Genomic DNA, 15,359 nt, shown 5'->3' on the forward strand with positions numbered 1-15,359 from the left:
GCACCCCTTCAAGGAGATTTCATTTGCCATCTCAAGTTTCTTTCATAAATAGCCTTTTTCCTATGAGGAACTTTTCCTCTCAAACCACAAGATTTTCAGTGCTTTATACCAACCATCTTACCTCCTAAGCAAATAGCTTTGTCACCTCATATTCTTCTCCGCTTGGTAACCGATGTTGTGAAGGGTTATTAGCTCTAGATACTTTAGTTTTAAAGTTTTTATAAGTTCATACCAAATTCAACATAATTTGAAATAGCCACTACTTTGCCGATAAGAGTAGTGGCTGAGGTCGTTTGTTCGTAAAAAAACGCTCATAGAAAAGAAATATTTTCATAATTTTTAATATTTCTGAGCATACAGTTATTACTAGTTGTGTATAGACTTTTAATACTTGTACATTAGTTTCTGGTAGCTAGGTATTTTGTCTTGTCGGTGATTCTTCTTTATTCTTACTAACATGTGTATATCATTGCTATGTTTTTAAACATTTCTATTAAATATCATTTCTTAGCTTTCACCATATACACATGGCTTTTTCAAAATTTCACAATGAACTTAGCTGTTTATTTAACACTTTTCTCTATATCCACCATCCAATTCTTTGCAATATCTCTTTAATTATTTCTTCTTCATAGCATGTTTGACCCTTCACTGTTGTTAAGAAGATTGGAAATTTTATAAATCGAATCTACCAATTTAGGATAATATTTTTCTTTCGCATCCTTAAACCGTCCCACAATATCTTCATAATTCATATTAATTTCATCTACAAGATCCATAACTTTTGTAGAAGTCACTTCATCAGTTGCAATTGCATATTCAGAACAATTAACCGTTTGTGCAAAATCAAAGCACTTCCCACGGTATGCAAGCGAGATAAATGGACGATTTGCAGATGCTGATAGAATATTCGCATGTAGTTTGAAATTGATAGATAGGTAACTTTTACTAATAAGTTTTTGCAGAATTTTAGCTTCATAAACTTCAGTAATAACTTCACACCGGTTATCATTAACTTTTTGCGCTAATCGTCTAACATGCGCTATATCTTCAGTCCAGATTGGATAAACTGTAACCGTATACCCCTTTGAAATTAAAGAATGTATAACTACCACTAATTCGTCTTCAACAGCTAACTCATTTCTTCCAAAGACATTATTGTAAGAGGTACCCCAATTAACAAGTACATTTCGACTATTCTCGTCAATTTCTAATTGGTCACCAAATATTTCACTCGCATATGCTAGTGCTGGATCTCCTATCTCATAAACCTTTCTGTTCACTCCGATATTAGTCAACATATTTTTAGTAAAAGGACCTCGAACACTAATATAATCAAAATGTTCGTATATAGCTCTGAAATGACTTTCGTCTTGGTCTCCTAAGCTCACTGAGTTAAGGTGCTCTTTTTTATAAGCTCCGTCTAATCCCGTTCCCCATGAAACTACAGGTATTCCACTCTCAATGCCTTGCACACAAATCTTCAACCAGTATGGTAAATGTATTAAAGAGCCACCACCTAATACTATTAAGTCATAATTAGATATATCAATTTTATAATTTTGAACCGTTGGGTAAGCGTCAATATTTGCTACAGTATTATGATTTGTATAGTGACCATATTTATAAAACATTGTTTTGAATAATTCAAATAAAACATCATCCCCAACGTTTCCTTTACCTAACCAACCTAAATAAAGAACGTTCTTTACAGACATTGCATTTTCATTCATAAATGAAAAACTACTATTTACATTATTTCCGATATGATTTATCTTTTCAGAAGGTCTTTCAAGTTGTATTATCTTTTCATTAACCTCTTCTAATAATTCATCTTCACTTGTTAAGTGTGAAACTCTTTTATATAAATCAACAGCCAAATTCAATTGATTAGTTTGTTCATAGATAAAGGCCATATTATAAAGACAATCAACATGCCTCGGATCAATTATTAACGCTTGTTTTAATACTTCAATTGCATCATCATAGTTTTTTTGTTTCATAAGAATAACTGCTTTAATTGAGTATAAATCTGCATTATTATTTATTCTTCCCAAGGATTGGTTAACTAATAATAAAGCATCATTATAATGATTATAAGTGAGCAAGCTTATTATCTGTTCTTTTATATCCCCATCATTGTTAATCATTTCAGAATTATCCCGAAAAACATCACCTAGTTGATTCTCAATTTCTTCTCTTATTTTAGTTTTACTTTCCAAACTAAGAAATTCCTTTTTATTGTTTAGAATTTCAATTAGCATTTTATTGTTCATAATATAAGCTTGTTCTATAATTCTTATAAACAAACTTTCTTCAAACTGGGATAACTTTTTTCTTTTCTTAGAAAATAGCAAGTTAAGTAAATTGTTCATATTATTATCGAATTTAATCTTGAAAAGAATTTTTTTAAACTCTTGATCTTTAGTATCTAATGTTAATAATATTAAATCAGTTATACTAAATATATTACTTGATAGGATTTTATAGAATTCATTAGGGTTTTTCCCATAAATCCTCTCTAAAACCTCATCTGTTTTTTTATCTAGGAATAAATTTTTAATTAGCACAGCTTCATATTCGAATGAAGAAAGTTGATTTTTATTTAATAATAATAAAGATTGTTTTTGAACATTTAAATTTGGCACTTTGAGTAAAATATTTATTAATCTTTGAGGATACATTGCTTTATGTTTTAAACAATTTAGTTTAATAAATTCTGTTAATTCTTCTAAAGTTGAATACTTAGCTAATAAACTGATTAACCTAATCCAAATATAATCATCTAAATTATTTACTGATAAAGCTTTTGAATAATGGTGAACTGCCAATTGAACTTGGCTTGTACTTTCATAAAGCTCTCCTAGAGTTTTATGTGGATAGTATTCTAAATAGTCCAAACTACTGAAAGGCTTCAACTCATCTTTTCGCTCAATAATTTCTTCTAAAATCTTGATTGCTTTATAATCATCTTTGAAAATTTTATAAATCTTCCCTTTAAGATATTTAAAGTCTACTATTTTAGGAAAGACCATTTCAGCATCTTTTGTGACGTTCAAAGCTTCATCAAAACGCTTTGTCGAAATCAAACAATTTACTAATCGTACTATTAATCTAGGAACCCATTCATAATATATACTTTCTTTTAATTGATATGCCGTTTTATAATTATTTATTGCCTCATTAAAATTCCCTTTTGCGAGATACTCATTCCCTAAAAAAAAGAAATCAACAGATTCCTTTTGTTTCTTTCTCTTTAAAAGTCTTAAGTTTCTTTCTGATTTTTTTTTCTCTCTCACTATATTCTCCAAATAACCAGTATGGAAAATTTTCAATTCAGCGATTCCTCTTTTTTCCAAAGACTCTTTATGCATTAGCATCTCATGGATACTTCGATAATAGATGATTGATCCATTATTCTTATAAACTCTATCATGGTAATTTAAAGAAGTACTTTGACCATTCTCCCCTATAAAACTAACAATTTGTACACCTAATATATTATTTGATGTTTCCTTTTTGAGATCCGACTTAAATTTCTCAAAGCTTTGTCTATCTACATATTCATCAGCATCAAGTACAATAATCCATTCTCCTGTTGCTTTTGAAGCTGCATAATTACGAGCTTTTGAAAAATCATCACTCCACTCAAAATCATAAACTAAATTTGTATATTCTAGTGCAATACTTTTTGTTTTATCTTCCGAACCTGTATCCACAATTATAATTTCATCCACAATTTCGTTTGCAGAATCTAAACATCTTCGTAATACTTTTTCCTCATTTTTAACAATTAAGCATAAGGATAAAAACTTACCCATACCAACACATCCAATTTACTTTTTTTTAACTACACAAGAATTGAAGTATTCTTCAATTCTTGTGTAGTTAAGCCTATCTCTAAAGCGAGATAGGCCATTAAACTTATTAACGTAATAATTGTAATACACCTTGTGGTTGTTGATTTGCTTGTGCAAGCATAGCTTGAGAAGCTTGAGATAAGATTGAGTTCTTAGTTTGTTCCATCATTTCTTTCGCCATCGTGCGAACATTTGCTTTCACAAATGACTAGACTATATCTTCACCTTCTAATTATCTCGGAAGGGTCGGGCACTTCGGATTCACAATGTTGATGATGCATTGCTTCACCTATGGAATCATCGCCATAGCTTTCGCCTTAGACGGTTTCCTAGTCGTTGAACCTTCTCCACTCTTTCGAGACAGGAGCTTGGCTGCTGATTGCCCATATCTTTTCTTTTTTCAAACCATCACGCTTGTCGTTTCCAACTACGTTGTGGTAAGAAAAGCTCTAAGGGTTTTCCAGCAATTCACCCGATCATAATCACTAGCCGTTACCAGCTAGGACGACTGTGCTTGTTCCTGCAATTAAGCAGCAAAAGCATAATCAACGTCACGAATACGAGATTCTGCAGCAGTTAGGTTTTCAGATGCATTATCAAGGTTATTAATTGTATGATCTAACCGGTTTTGATTAGCACCAAGATTGGAACGTGCGGAAGAAACAGTCTTAATTGCAGCATCAATAGCTACTAAATTATCATCAGTACTAGCTGAAGCACCATCCCATACTAACGAACCTGAATCAACGCCTAAACCTTCTGCATTAAATGCTGTTGAAGTAGTAGATGCCGAAATAGCAATATTATGCTGCTGACCGCTGTTAGCACCTATCTGTAAATCATAGTCAAAATCACCATCTAATAATTTCTTTCCATTAAACTCTGTACGATCAGCAATTCCGTCTAACTCACTTTGTAATTGAGTAATTTCATCTTTGATCGCTGTTCTATCTTCATCAGCAAGAGTACCTTCATTACCTGCTTGAACTGTAAGTTCACGCATACGTTGAAGAATAGAATGCGTTTCATTAAGTGCCCCTTCAGCAGTTTGAATTAAAGAAATCAAGTATGTTATCACAGTGGCTTTTTATCCTCTGTTTCTTTATGTTTCCATAAAGTTCAGGTCATATCTTCATCCTAATAGGATGCCCCGCGCTCGTGGGTGGATTATTGGTACGGTTCCTCACCACCTGACCGTCACACCTTCCTAGTTACTTATTACCGTTTCACTAGGCTTGGCTCGGTATTGCCCACCATCCATCTACTTGATTGGTTTGGGGTTCCACCGAATTCACGAAGTTATCATCTAAACATTACTGTCTAGAGCGGCATCTCTATTTTACCGTCTTGAGCATTGCTAGAAGCTTGATCTAACCCACGGATTTGTCCGCGCATTTTCTCAGAAATTGAAAGACCTGCAGCATCATCACCTGCACGATTAATACGAAGACCTGAAGATAACTTCTCCATTGATTTAGACTGAGCATTTGATGCACTGTTTAGTTGGCGGTGTGTGTTAAGAGCCGCAATATTATGATTAATTCTCATTTCCTATATCCTCCTTGAATGTTTGTAATTCCACATCCTTGTGGAATTTAATACTTACAAACCGGTACAAAAGTCGGCCGCCTTTTGCACTTGTTTGTTTTACATACTTTATATCGACAGGTTTTATTATTGTTTAATAGTTTTTTAGATTTTTTTCTACATTTTTTTCAAATAAACAAAAATACTCCTCAGTAATGATTTAAGGAGTATTTTTCAACGATACATTCAGTTGTTTCAATAAATCAATCGGAGTCTGGGAGGCCTGACTGTTCTCATTTTGAATATCCAAATACACTTCTTTCCGATGTATTTCTATATGTTTTGGTGCATCTATACCAATCCTAATCTGTTCGCCACTTACAGCCAAAATCGTTATTTCAATATCATCACCAATTTTAACTGACTCATTTGGTTTTCTGGTTAATACAAGCATTCTCCCACCTCCTATTTTACAGTAGCTTTATCTTTCTTAAAAATTAAGTGTTTAGTTTGATATGAAGTATTCGTTAAAATAACTTGTTTACCAAGCTTCATTTTATTATTTACTACAACTGGTCCTTGAAGATTTGCAGTTGATCTATCAAATGGCTCTTGAACAGTTAGTATCACGTAAACTGTTACATCCTTCTCCGAATCTAATTGTAGCTGCTCCACTACCTGTTCTTCTAACGTAAAATCATATTCGTTAAAAAATGCGAACGGGCTAGCAACTACAAAGGCTAGTTCAGAAGTACCGACAGATTGCATAATAAAAAATACAGAATCATCACCAAATGGTAAAAAAACAAACTTCTTTTCTTCTAAAAACCCAGGTATACCATTTTCAAATGTAATTATTTCAGTCTCTTCGATAGATATTTCACCATGATATTTTGTATGTAGTTTCATCTTTTCACAACCTTATATTTATATATCCACTTCAAATTTAACCCCAACATGTTTTAGGTTCACAAAGTCAATCTTTAATGACTGCCTTTGTTCCAAGCTTACCTCTACCTTACCTGGAGTATAATTATGTATAGGTTTATTTGTTTGGGCATTAATAATTGGCTCATTCACCTGAACTTGTATATCAACTTCTGCAGGAACATAATTAGTTTTGACACTAAAGTGTGACGGTATCCATCCTATATTAAGTTGAAGCTCAAGTCCCTTACTATTTTCCTTAGATATGTTAGCAATTGGATTACCGCCATTTTCAATCTTCATTATAGAGTTACCTTCTGCCGCCCTTCTAGCTAAGCCTTCTAACCAGTCTTGCTGCCCCTTATTCGCAGCTTCTTCAATCCGCCTCGAAATACTTTTGAGATCCACATCTTCTCGGGCCTTTGTTTGGTCAATTGTTAATTTTCCAGGGGTTGTTGTAATTGTTAAATCTGCTTTTGGTTGTTCAATTGACAAATCTGCTTTTGGTTGTTGTATCTCCTGAACTGCCGGTATTGTTCGTAATGCAATTTTAGCATATTGAGATTCTAGACGTATTTGAGGTACTTGCATACTAATCCTCCCTATGAAAAAAGCTATCTTAAAAAGATAGCTTAACGTAAAAAGTCTAACAGAGTTGGTTGTATAATTCGCGACCCTGCACTTAGAGCTGCACGATGTACTGCTTCAGCAGTTGTTAAATTAATAATAACCTTTTCCATGTCAGCATCTTCGTTCTCAGAGATAATTTTATTTGCGATTACTTCCTGGGAACTTAGTCGATCATCGATAAGTTCAACACGGTTGTATCTTGCCCCTAAATCAGCTCTAACTGCTGTTACATTATTTGAAAATGAATCAATGGAATCTAGGTATTTGCTTATGTCAGCATTTGATTCTAAGTCTGCAACTAAATTTCCTAACTCAGTAAAGATATCGGTTGGACTTTTTCCTAAAAACCCGGTCGGATCCACTCCAACATCTAAATTCACATTTTTAGATACATCAAATGATACTGCTGTATATTGTGTTTGTGGGTTAAATGTACCGTTAGCAACTGGGGGATTAGTTGTATTCGTTCCATTAAACAAATACTTATTCCCAACCTTCGTATTAGCTATCGTTGCAATATGCTCTTTTAGCTGACCAATTTCAATTGCTATACTCTCTTTATCCGTACCATCTAATGTACCGTTACTAGCCTGAACCGTTAACTCCTTCACTCTATGAAGTGCCTGAGTCACTTTATCCAACGCATCATCCGAAGATTCCATCCAAGTATAGGCCTCCGATAGGTTACGCTGGTATTGTTCAATCTCAGTTAAGTCAGTTCGATAACGCATTCCTTTAATCGCTACAACCGGATCATCAGAAGGCTTTGTTATCTTCTTTTGGGTATTCAATTGGTCCTGATATTTCCCTAGTCTTTCGTAACTAGAACTCAAGTTTCGTAGCATATTATTTGTTAGCATTGATTGTGTTACGCGCATTGCCTATCACCTACCTTCCACCGGTACCGATACCGTTTATTATTTTATCAAGGACTTCATCCATAACTGTGATCATTCTTGCTGATGCATTGTATGCATGCTGGAATTTAACCATATTTGTCATTTCTTCATCAAGTGAAACTGCACTTACTGACTGACGGCGATTGTCTACAGAGTCCTTCAAAACAGCTGAATTACTTGCCATCCTTTGTGCTTCCTGCGAATCCACACCCATCGAACCAATAAGAGATTCATAGAATGATTGAATACTTCCTGGCATAATATCTTGGTTTTTTACATCTCCTAATTTCTTAGCGTGTAAACCATTACCAGCCTCATCTTGATTAGTAGAAGCAGCAATATTATTTAAGCCATTTACTTTATCAGTTATATTATCAGACAAACTAATCTTCCCAGCCGCACCTTTATAATCACCTAGCGCATTAAAGAATTCCCCAGCCTGTCGACTATCTTGTGTAGGACCTTTTAGTGTAAATCCTTGACTGTGAACTTCGTTAAACTTTGTTACGAACTCAAAAGCCATTCGATCAAGGCTATCCAGCATTTCTGGATAAATGCCTTTTACAGATCCATCCGTATCCACATAACCGTACGAATCTATTAATCCTTTTAATTCACCACTAGGAATAAATGGTACGGTACTAGTTGTGGAACCATCCTCATCAACAAAAACCAACCCTGTTATCGGTCCAGTTGGCATATCGTTAATTTTATCATCATCAGTATCTACAGCAGGTGTTACAGAAAGTCGATTATAAGCACTTCCAGAAATTAGCTTCATTTCCGCACCATTTGCACCAATTATCGAAATATCTAAGATCCCCTCTGCAATTTGCAGTGAATCCCCACCACTACTCTTCGGAGGATGAACCTTAATATCTACGTAACTAGCAAGCTGGTCTATTAATCTATCACGCTCATCATATAAATCATTTGGTAGATAACCAACGGGTTCAATTTCAGAGATTTGCTTGTTGATTTTACTAATTTGCTCTGATATCGAATTGACCGCTTTGATATCTACACTAATTTGACTACCGAAGTCGTCTTGAATTTCTTTCAGAGAATTTGAAAGATAACTAAATGTATCTGCAACAGCTTGTCCACGCTGACGTACAACTGATCTTGCACCATGGTCCTCTGGGTTTGCAGATAAGTCCTGAAGCGACTGCCAAAACTGGTTCATAGTGTTTGCTAGTCCTGTATCAGAAGGCTCATTCATGATTTCTTCCATTTTCCCTAATGCACTTGCACGAGTATCCCAATAGCTTGTTTTTGTCTGTTCTCCACGAAATTGTACATCTAGGAAGCTTTCACGTACACGTTGAACTGTTCCTGCTTCAACACCTGATCCAATTTGACCTGGAATTCTTTCGGCATTAAGACCAGGAGATGGATATGGAGTTGTTTGCGTAAAATTAACACGCTGTCTTGTGTAGCCAGGTGTATTTGCATTTGCAATATTATGTCCTGTTGTATATAACGCACCTTGCTGAGTAAGCATTCCGCGGCGCGCTGTCTCTAATCCATGAAAGGTTGATACCATTTTTCCATCCTCCGTTTAAGCCTTTGAATCAAACATTGGTCGACTTTGTTTTTGCTCTTTCGCTTCTGTTGGTTTTCCGTAGTTAACAGTTTGTTCTTGTGGAACTAGCATGTCCAATGTCATATTTACGAATTGTAAAGATTGATGTGTAAGCTGCTGATTTAAGCTATTAACATCTTTTAACTTGTTCACTATCTCAACAAGTTCTTCAGACAACTTTGTTAACTGAGTTTTATGAGACTCCTGAACAACCTCAATGCATTTCGTTAACGTCTTTTCAGCTACTCTAGGTCCGAGTAATTTTTCAACCATTCCTATTCGCTCATTTTCCAACTGACGTATCGCAAGTAAGTACTTTTGCTCTTCTTTCATATGTTCATTCAGGGCATCAATGTCGCCTTTTTTTAAAATGTCCGTTTTATGTTCAGACAATTTATATAAGTTCTGGTGCAAAACAAGTATTTTGCTAAGCAAAGATGTTAAATTTTCAGCTGACATTGTATCCCTCCTTATCTGAACTTACTTTTTGAAATAAAAGTCATAGACGCTTTTCGCAACTGATTCTGAGTCTACCTTATAGGTACCACTTTGAACTTGTTGCTTAAGTGCTTCTACTTTTTGTTGACGTGCGACTACAATTGGTGACGTTTCTTGTAACTGCTTTGCAGCTGAAGAAATTTCAACTTTATCTGTTTTCGTTGTCTTTTCTGTTTCAGCAATTTTGCTCATTTGTTTTTTGTACGGATTCATTCCGACTGAGCCGAACTGGTTTATTTTCATAATAAACCCTCACTTTCTGTTCCGATCTTCATACTTCTATCTTTATTATCGGTGTCTTTCACTAAAAGTTTAGCTTTATTTATCAACAAAAAACGTTCTTCTTTTATCACGCTCACTGAGTTCCTTTAAACGTTCTTGTTCCTTTTCTAAAGTGGTAAGTTGCTGACGAATATCCTTTGAACAATCCCCGCATAATTTTCCTTCTCGTATTATCGTGCGACATTTTTGACAAGGATATCCAAGGTTCGGAAATTGCGCCAGCTGTAACCTGCCAGTTCGAATAAATTTTATTATTAGTTCTTCCTCGACACCTGTCCCCTCAACAACTTCATCAAGGGTTGCGGTACGATTCTCCCTAATACGGATAAATTTATATACCGTTTCATACTTCACTTCTTCTTCTTTATAGCATTTATCGCACACATCTCGTAGATTTGTTTTAACAAAAACTGCGCCACAGTTTGGACAATTCATTAGTTCTGCCATTTTTCTCTCTCCTAAAAACAATATCTATTTTTTATATCGGCATTTATTGATAAAGATTTATCCTCTCATTAGTGTAAGAGAAGATACTGTCTTTGCGCCATTCTCTAATAGCATCTTACCGGCATGTCGTAAGGTAGTACCAGTTGTATAAATATCATCAATTAAAAGAATGTCTTTTTCTTCTACTATTGTATCATCAAACAAACGAAACACATTCTCTGACTCCATTCGCTCATTCCTATTTTTCTTTGATTGTTTTTCTAGATGGGTACGGGAGAGAACTTCATGTACCGGGAGATCCAATAATAGCGCTAATGCCGTTGCCTGATTAAAGCCACGTTCGTATAAACGCTCTTCACTTAAAGGTATGGGAACAATAAGATAAGATGAGTTAAAGTAGGTTTTGAAGGTTTGATGTAGAGGAGTTTTAAAAACAGTAGATAAAACATAGTCACCGCGGAATTTATAGAGGGATATAACCTCTTTTGCATAGTCATTATAGAGATAAAGAGATCGGTTTTTCGTGAGTACACCTTGCCACTCTGAGGCATTTTCCCATCTGATACAGTCATAGCACATTTCACCTTCTCGATATTCATTGGACAACGCCGAGAAAGGACGACCACATATGGTGCAAAGTTCACCAACAATCTTTTCAAACTTCTCAGAACAGGTACTACATATCGGATCAGGCTCTTTCAAAGTAAATAGCGTCCCCCAGGAATGCACCTCTTCAAAATAAGCATGACAAAGTAAACAATTAGACATTCTCCACCTCCGGATCCTTTTTGCGGGTTTCACATTGAGGTTTTTCAGCAACTATTTTTGCTGCCTCTCCAATTTTTATATAGATATTTGTTTTCATTTGCTTATCAAAGTATTGAGCTTTCACATATGCAATACCACTTTCCCTGGTTACATACCTCGGCCCAATAAAGTTCAACGTCAACGCGAAGACATCGTTTTTACATTGAACACATTTACATGGCATACTCATTTGTGGCCAATTTTCATTTAAAGCTTCCGCTACCAATGGCTCCATCGCATTGTACACTTTCATCGGACAACTCTCCATTTCCTGTATGTGCTTACATTATTACATAAAAGTAAAATATTTGTAATTATTTTGCTTTTATTTTATTACAATAAAAAACACCCAAATCAGGGTGCTCTCTTTACTCAACTTTCTCCGCATAAAAAATATACCTCTGTGGCGCATTACCGATATACCCGAATGGATAGCAGGTTGTAACAACCAACTCTTCTCTTGGGGCGGTTGATTTAATAACAGTTCGATCATCGGCTTCCACAATTTTTGTATCAACAATTTTATATTTAAATTCACCATATTGTAATTTCACGATAAACTCATCACCGAGTTCTAATTCATCAAAACGTTTAAATACTGTATCTCTATGGCCGGAAAGTACGATTTGGTCATTTTGTGTTGGCAAAGCAGTTCCTAAATAGTGACCAACACCTTTTGCTAATTGATCATCGTCGGTACCCTCTACTATTGGCAGTTTCTCCTCCAGCTTTGGCACCTCTAAAATCCCAACAGCGTCTCCTTCTCCGAACGTTGGTATGCTTACCTCTGTCTCTTCAGGCGCTTCAGTAATAAGTTCTTCCGCTTTTGCTAACGCCTCTTTTTGAGACTTATCTGTTTCCCATATTTGAAAAAGAGAATATCCTGATAATAGAACTCCTCCAGTAATTAAAAGAATAGCTACGGAATAAATAACTTTTTTAATAGGACTTCACCGCCTAATCGCTTTATAGAGAACAATCTTATTCTAATCATAATAAAAACAGTGTATTAAATCAATGCAAACCTAATCTACTAAACCTTTGTTTTTCGCATCCTTATTCATTCCTTCGATATGCCTTTTAGCCTTTACCATCTCTCGCGTTTTACCATAGTGAAAAAACAAAATCTCACCAGTCGGATATGTAGCACTTCTACCAACTCGTCCTGATATTTGTACAAGGGCACTTTCAGTAAAAATGGAATCCTCTGCCCCTAAGACTGCTACATCAATATTGGGTACAGTCACCCCTCTTTCCAGAATCGTTGTGGTGACTAAAATCGGTATATCACCATTTCGAAATGCTGCTACCTTTTCTTTTCGCTCCTTATCCTCCGAATGGACACCTTCAATTCTGCTATCTAGCATTCGCAAAATAGAAACGATTGAATTTAAGTATTTGATCCTCGGTACAAATAGAAAACCTTGTTTTTTCGTAGCCAAGTGACTACGAACCCACTCTAGTAAATTTGCTGGTAACTTCTTTTTCTTGATTCTCTTCTCCCAGTTCCCACACCAAACAAACGTTGGGACCGGTAATGCAAAACGATGATACCTCGCAGGGATAGTTACAGCCTTTCTTTTCCCACTTGCTATTTCTTTTTGCCATTTTTGATTTGGTGTTGCAGTTAAATAGATTGTTGAAGATATTTCTTTCTTAGCATGTTGTACGGCGTGCTGAAGCATGGGTTCTACAGAATAAGGGAAGGCATCTACTTCATCAATGATTACCAAGTCGAAAGCCTTATAAAAACGCAGCATTTGATGGGTAGTGGCAATTGTGATTGGGGCTGATTTTCCACGGTCCTCACTTCCTCCATAGAGTGCAATGACCTCACTTTCTGGAAATGCAGCTTTAATACGAGGTGCTAACTCAATAACAACGTCGGTCCTTGGAGTCGTAATACATACTTTTTTTCCAGCATTGATTGCCGCCTCAATACCAGCAAATAAAATCTCTGTTTTTCCCGCTCCACACACTGCCCAGATTAGTAACTCCTGATTGGTATGTACCGCTTTTACCAGTTCCTCTGATGCATTTCTTTGTCCATCAGAAAGTGTGCCATTCCAGGCAAGTGGCTTCTCTGGAATCGCAAACTGAATGGCTGGACCGTTCCAACTGACAAGAGGCGTACATTCACTCACCCTTCCCATATTGATACATTTCCGGCAATATACACATGATTGTTTACAACGCGCACATGGTAAAGTAGCAAATAGAGTTGAGTCATTATTTCCGCAACGTACACAATATGGATGCTTTCGAGTGTTCTCGATTCCTTTTCGATACCTAATATGACCTTTTACATAATGTGCATGGATGTCTTCAAATGAAAAAGGGAGTTCTTCAAGGAGTAGTTGTCTACCGGAGAGAAGGCTTTGAAACTGCTTTAAAAAAGGAAAAGTAGGGTGTAATGGGAGAGTTGAAATTTCATCAAAATCTGATATTCGGTATAACTCTATTTCATCTGGATTTTCTACCAATGGTTCTAGTAACAAGACCTTCTTATCTGATATAAATCTCATAAATACCTCCTAGGAATTGCAATTTTAAAAGTTTATGGATGAACTATACAGAATTTGGAGATAGTAAGTAATGAAAGGTAGGGAATAGGATATGAAGTGGATTATAAAGAATGGTTTATTGCTTTGCATTGGGAGCATTCTTTTAATAGGGGTTTTATTTGTAGTATTACAAGATAAATTACAGGTTACTTCTTCAACTTGGACTGCCCTTTTATTAATTTACTTTCTTGTCCTTAGCATTTACAGCAGTTATGAATACAAAAGAATACCTGTTGATGGGGAAGAAAGACCGCAGGAGGAAGTTCAAAAAAATAACTAGTGGAAAATGGATTAGTTTTTAAATTAGGATAAAGACTCCTAATTTTTTTTTGCACATTTTTAGAAAAGCACCTTGCCGAAACAAGGCGCATTCTCATTATTTTTTATACCAACCTAAACCAATAGCACCCTCACCCAAATGAGTTCCAATTACAGGTCCAAAATAGCTCAGTAAAAACTCAACATGCGGGTACTTTTTCTCTAATTCCGCTTTCAGTTCCTTCGCTTCTTCCTCGATATTACCGTGAATCAAAGCAGCTCGTAATGGAACTCCTTTACTTGCATCCTCATCAAACAACTCAAAAACCTTATTTAAAGCTTTTTTGCGAGTACGGATCTTCTCAAACGGAACAATCACCTTGTCTTCGAAGCAAAGTATTGGTTTTACCTGAAGCAAGCTTCCAACAAAGGCAGCTGCCCCACTTAAACGACCACCACGTTGAAGGTTTGTTAAATCATCAACCATAAAGTATGCACGAATCGATTTTTTAATTTCATTCAGTCTCTCAAGGATTTCTTCAGCAGACCTTCCTTGTTCAGCCATTTCAGCAGCTTCAAGCGCGTAAAATCCTTGTACGATACAGCTGATCTCAGAATCAAAAGGAAATACCTTGACTCCTTCTACCATTTCACCAGCAGTTACAGCACCTTGGTAGGTTCCACTAATTCCACTGGATAAATGAATACTAATAACAGAGTCGTATTCTTTTCCAAGCTTTTCAAAAAGTTCAACAAATTCACCAGTTGGCGGTTGTGATGTAGTTGGAAGCTCTCCTTTAACTTTTAACTCTTCATAAAATGCTTCTGCTGTAATATCGATTTCCTCACGGTATGTTTCTTTACCAAAAATAACACTGAGGGGGATCATATGTATATTAAGTTTCTCCCGAATCTCCTTTGGTATGTAAGCTGTACTATCAGTTACAATCGCAGTTTTCATTATTTTTACCATCCTCGTCCTGTCGTCTATAATATAGTTTCCATTTTATATGAAATTAACAGGGATGTCACTTACTTTAAGTAAAGCATAAAAAAAGGGGCACCCCTTAAGTGT

Annotated in this window: 15 protein-coding genes and 3 pseudogenes; 1 reads left to right on the forward strand and 17 read right to left on the reverse strand. The window is 35.6% G+C overall.

The genetic code is table 11. The features are described 5' to 3' along the window. Window positions 1-629 precede the first annotated feature (629 nt). The 16 genes and pseudogenes from AB3M96_RS19785 to AB3M96_RS19860 form a co-directional block, all read right to left on the reverse strand. Window positions 630-3,821, reverse strand: coding sequence for a polysaccharide pyruvyl transferase family protein (locus AB3M96_RS19785; RefSeq protein WP_412969331.1), 3,192 nt, complete (start codon window positions 3,819-3,821; stop codon window positions 630-632). Window positions 3,822-3,927: 106 nt separating this feature from the next. Further along, window positions 3,928-4,041, reverse strand: a pseudogene (locus AB3M96_RS19790) (flagellin); the annotation flags it as partial. Between the two features lie 345 nt (window positions 4,042-4,386). Next, a pseudogene (locus AB3M96_RS19795) lies at window positions 4,387-4,923 on the reverse strand (flagellin N-terminal helical domain-containing protein); the annotation flags it as partial. A gap of 278 nt (window positions 4,924-5,201) precedes the next feature. Continuing rightward, window positions 5,202-5,408 (reverse strand): annotated as a pseudogene (locus AB3M96_RS19800) (flagellin N-terminal helical domain-containing protein); the annotation flags it as partial. A gap of 199 nt (window positions 5,409-5,607) precedes the next feature. Further along, window positions 5,608-5,841, reverse strand: coding sequence for a carbon storage regulator CsrA (gene csrA, locus AB3M96_RS19805; protein WP_412969332.1), 234 nt, complete (start codon window positions 5,839-5,841; stop codon window positions 5,608-5,610). 11 nt (window positions 5,842-5,852) lie between these two features. Continuing rightward, window positions 5,853-6,296 (reverse strand): flagellar assembly protein FliW, encoded by a 444-nt coding sequence (fliW, locus tag AB3M96_RS19810; RefSeq protein ID WP_412969333.1) that lies wholly within the window; start codon window positions 6,294-6,296, stop codon window positions 5,853-5,855. Window positions 6,297-6,314: 18 nt separating this feature from the next. Beyond that, window positions 6,315-6,905: a DUF6470 family protein gene (locus tag AB3M96_RS19815; RefSeq protein WP_412969334.1), complete on the reverse strand. Its 591-nt coding sequence runs from the start codon at window positions 6,903-6,905 to the stop codon at window positions 6,315-6,317. A 41-nt stretch (window positions 6,906-6,946) separates the two neighbouring features. Next, window positions 6,947-7,822 carry a flagellar hook-associated protein FlgL gene (gene flgL / locus AB3M96_RS19820; RefSeq protein WP_412969335.1) on the reverse strand — a complete coding sequence of 292 codons (876 nt, stop codon included), beginning with the start codon at window positions 7,820-7,822 and terminating at the stop codon, window positions 6,947-6,949. A 10-nt stretch (window positions 7,823-7,832) separates the two neighbouring features. After that, window positions 7,833-9,389, reverse strand: a complete 1,557-nt coding sequence (gene flgK / locus AB3M96_RS19825) for a flagellar hook-associated protein FlgK (protein ID WP_412969336.1) — start codon at window positions 9,387-9,389, stop codon at window positions 7,833-7,835. Window positions 9,390-9,404: 15 nt separating this feature from the next. Then, window positions 9,405-9,887 (reverse strand): flagellar protein FlgN, encoded by a 483-nt coding sequence (locus AB3M96_RS19830; RefSeq protein WP_412969337.1) that lies wholly within the window; start codon window positions 9,885-9,887, stop codon window positions 9,405-9,407. Window positions 9,888-9,908: 21 nt separating this feature from the next. After that, window positions 9,909-10,169: a flagellar biosynthesis anti-sigma factor FlgM gene (gene flgM, locus AB3M96_RS19835; protein ID WP_412969338.1), complete on the reverse strand. Its 261-nt coding sequence runs from the start codon at window positions 10,167-10,169 to the stop codon at window positions 9,909-9,911. A 75-nt stretch (window positions 10,170-10,244) separates the two neighbouring features. After that, window positions 10,245-10,655 (reverse strand): TIGR03826 family flagellar region protein, encoded by a 411-nt coding sequence (locus tag AB3M96_RS19840; RefSeq protein ID WP_412969339.1) that lies wholly within the window; start codon window positions 10,653-10,655, stop codon window positions 10,245-10,247. A gap of 57 nt (window positions 10,656-10,712) precedes the next feature. Further along, window positions 10,713-11,423: a ComFC family protein gene (locus tag AB3M96_RS19845; RefSeq protein WP_412969340.1), complete on the reverse strand. Its 711-nt coding sequence runs from the start codon at window positions 11,421-11,423 to the stop codon at window positions 10,713-10,715. Next, a complete protein-coding gene (locus tag AB3M96_RS19850; protein WP_412969341.1) occupies window positions 11,416-11,715 on the reverse strand; it encodes a late competence development ComFB family protein in 300 nt (99 codons plus the stop codon). The genes AB3M96_RS19845 and AB3M96_RS19850 overlap by 8 nt, the downstream gene beginning before the upstream one ends. Window positions 11,716-11,830: 115 nt before the next feature. Further along, entirely contained in the window at window positions 11,831-12,406 is a 576-nt protein-coding gene (locus AB3M96_RS19855; RefSeq protein WP_412969364.1) for a class D sortase, read from the reverse strand. An 81-nt stretch (window positions 12,407-12,487) separates the two neighbouring features. Further along, window positions 12,488-13,987, reverse strand: a complete 1,500-nt coding sequence (locus tag AB3M96_RS19860) for an ATP-dependent helicase ComFA (protein WP_412969342.1) — start codon at window positions 13,985-13,987, stop codon at window positions 12,488-12,490. A gap of 91 nt (window positions 13,988-14,078) precedes the next feature. Between AB3M96_RS19860 and AB3M96_RS19865 the strand changes: the two genes are divergently transcribed. Beyond that, entirely contained in the window at window positions 14,079-14,306 is a 228-nt protein-coding gene (locus tag AB3M96_RS19865; RefSeq protein WP_412969343.1) for a hypothetical protein, read from the forward strand. A 96-nt stretch (window positions 14,307-14,402) separates the two neighbouring features. Here AB3M96_RS19865 and AB3M96_RS19870 read toward each other — a convergent pair whose 3' ends face one another. Continuing rightward, window positions 14,403-15,245, reverse strand: a complete 843-nt coding sequence (locus tag AB3M96_RS19870) for a DegV family protein (RefSeq protein WP_412969344.1) — start codon at window positions 15,243-15,245, stop codon at window positions 14,403-14,405. Window positions 15,246-15,359 lie beyond the last annotated feature (114 nt).

This window comes from Ferdinandcohnia jepli (genome assembly GCF_047246645.1).
Taxonomy (GTDB): domain Bacteria; phylum Bacillota; class Bacilli; order Bacillales; family Bacillaceae_L; genus Ferdinandcohnia.

Excerpts from the sequence above, each read along its gene's own strand:
- flgM (WP_412969338.1), bottom strand. The coding sequence starts at position 10,169 with ATGAAAATAAACCAGTTCGGCTCAGTCGGAATGAATCCGTACAAAAAA.
- AB3M96_RS19830 (WP_412969337.1), bottom strand. The coding sequence starts at position 9,887 with ATGTCAGCTGAAAATTTAACATCTTTGCTTAGCAAAATACTTGTTTTG.
- fliW (WP_412969333.1), bottom strand. The coding sequence starts at position 6,296 with ATGAAACTACATACAAAATATCATGGTGAAATATCTATCGAAGAGACT.
- AB3M96_RS19815 (WP_412969334.1), bottom strand. The coding sequence starts at position 6,905 with ATGCAAGTACCTCAAATACGTCTAGAATCTCAATATGCTAAAATTGCA.
- flgK (WP_412969336.1), bottom strand. The coding sequence starts at position 9,389 with ATGGTATCAACCTTTCATGGATTAGAGACAGCGCGCCGCGGAATGCTT.
- AB3M96_RS19845 (WP_412969340.1), bottom strand. The coding sequence starts at position 11,423 with ATGTCTAATTGTTTACTTTGTCATGCTTATTTTGAAGAGGTGCATTCC.
- csrA (WP_412969332.1), bottom strand. The coding sequence starts at position 5,841 with ATGCTTGTATTAACCAGAAAACCAAATGAGTCAGTTAAAATTGGTGAT.
- AB3M96_RS19860 (WP_412969342.1), bottom strand. The coding sequence starts at position 13,987 with ATGAGATTTATATCAGATAAGAAGGTCTTGTTACTAGAACCATTGGTA.
- flgL (WP_412969335.1), bottom strand. The coding sequence starts at position 7,822 with ATGCGCGTAACACAATCAATGCTAACAAATAATATGCTACGAAACTTG.
- AB3M96_RS19865 (WP_412969343.1), top strand. The coding sequence starts at position 14,079 with ATGAAGTGGATTATAAAGAATGGTTTATTGCTTTGCATTGGGAGCATT.
- AB3M96_RS19850 (WP_412969341.1), bottom strand. The coding sequence starts at position 11,715 with ATGAAAGTGTACAATGCGATGGAGCCATTGGTAGCGGAAGCTTTAAAT.
- AB3M96_RS19785 (WP_412969331.1), bottom strand. The coding sequence starts at position 3,821 with ATGGGTAAGTTTTTATCCTTATGCTTAATTGTTAAAAATGAGGAAAAA.
- AB3M96_RS19840 (WP_412969339.1), bottom strand. The coding sequence starts at position 10,655 with ATGGCAGAACTAATGAATTGTCCAAACTGTGGCGCAGTTTTTGTTAAA.
- AB3M96_RS19870 (WP_412969344.1), bottom strand. The coding sequence starts at position 15,245 with ATGAAAACTGCGATTGTAACTGATAGTACAGCTTACATACCAAAGGAG.